Origin of the sequence: Corynebacterium sp. HMSC070E08 (assembly GCF_001808895.1) — a bacterium.
GTDB classification, from domain to species: Bacteria; Actinomycetota; Actinomycetes; order Mycobacteriales; family Mycobacteriaceae; genus Corynebacterium; species Corynebacterium hiratae.
The window spans coordinates 1-1,447 of the sequence record NZ_KV794731.1; the positions used below are offsets into that span (position 1 = coordinate 1).

Genomic DNA, 1,447 nt, shown 5'->3' on the forward strand with positions numbered 1-1,447 from the left:
GGCTTAAGGGACATTTCGTGTGGATAAACCGATACGGATTCCCGGGGCAGCCTGGGATAATACGGTGATCTTGATTTTGAATCGGTTCCAACGGCCCGATCTGTGAAATCAACACTGGATAGTCCTAGGTCTGTGATAGGAGGACTGCTGCTGGTGCGGTAAGGCCAATTCCTATGGCTAATAGGAATCGGCCGTCGTGTGACATGTGCGGCCACGGACTGGTTAAGAACGGCAAAACCGCGGCAGGAACCCAGCGCTGGTTGTGTCCTAAATGCAACGTTTCATCGATTAATACCCGCGCACACACCAGCGAGATTCGGCACTTCAAAATCTTTATTGACTGGATTCTTTCCGGCGAATCCGCAGACCATTTAGCCAAACGCCTTGGGGTAACAAGGCGGACTTTGACCCGGTGGTTCAAGCTGCTGTGGTTTATCACCGTGCCCACGTCTACTGACCCCTATCGTGTTTACGACCAGGTCTTTATCGACGGCACCTACTTCCACAAGAAATGCCTGCTGGTAGCCTGCACCGAAACACACGTCATCGCCTGGCACTGGTGCCTGCGTGAAAGCTCATACGAGTACCTGAAACTGCTCGACAAAATCGCGCAACCACTCATCGTCACCACCGACGGGGCAGGCGGAGCACTCAAGGCACTGCGTATTAAATGGCCCGATGTGACCATCCAGCGTTGCTTAGTTCACGTCCAACGCAACACTTTTGCTGATATCAGCCGCAACCCGATTCACCCAGCGCATAAAGCAATCCGGAAACTGGGCTACATGCTTGTCCAAGTACGCAATCCCGAGGATGCTGCGCGGTTTACAGCTGCAGTCCACCACACCCGCATTACCTTTGCTGATTGGCTTAAAGAGCGAACCTACCGCAGTGCTATACCAGCAGGCCAAGTACCGAAATGGGTCAGCCCCAACCAGAAATGGTGGTACACCCACCGCAACGCCCGCAGGGCTCTAAAACGGCTAGAAAAGCTCATCCACGCCGGACAATTATTTACCTTCCTTGACCCGCCTGAAGGTGTCACACAGGATTTAAAAGCCACCACGAACCTGCTGGAAGGTGGCATCAACAAACAGCTCAAAGACCTAGCAGGAAACCATCGTGGCATGTTCGATGAGCATCAGCGCATCACCATGGACTGGTGGCTCTACACCCACACCGAAGACCCGGTAGCGCCACTGGAGTTAGCCAAGCAACAAGACTTCGGACGCCAAGGAGAAAAAGCAGCACGCGCAGCCTGGGCAAAAGAAGAACTCAAACGGCGCGGCCACCCAGACGGGCGACCTGCCACATTCGACACCGGCATCGACAACGAATGGAACCCCAGCTTAGGCATAAGAAAAGGCTGGGCCGGACGCTCCTAAATCCACACGAAATGTCCCTTAGTGCGACACGCCGCAAATCCACACGAAATGTCCCTTAAGCC

The 1,447-nt window shown here is 54.0% G+C and carries 1 protein-coding gene; it reads left to right on the plus strand.

Annotation, left to right across the window (positions count from 1 at the left end):
• Positions 1-173 precede the first annotated feature (173 nt).
• Positions 174-1,385 (plus strand): IS1249 family transposase, encoded by a 1,212-nt coding sequence (locus HMPREF2526_RS01770; RefSeq protein ID WP_070545491.1) that lies wholly within the window; start codon positions 174-176, stop codon positions 1,383-1,385.
• Positions 1,386-1,447: the final 62 nt, after the last annotated feature.

Excerpts from the sequence above, each read along its gene's own strand:
- HMPREF2526_RS01770 (WP_070545491.1), top strand. The coding sequence starts at position 174 with ATGGCTAATAGGAATCGGCCGTCGTGTGACATGTGCGGCCACGGACTG.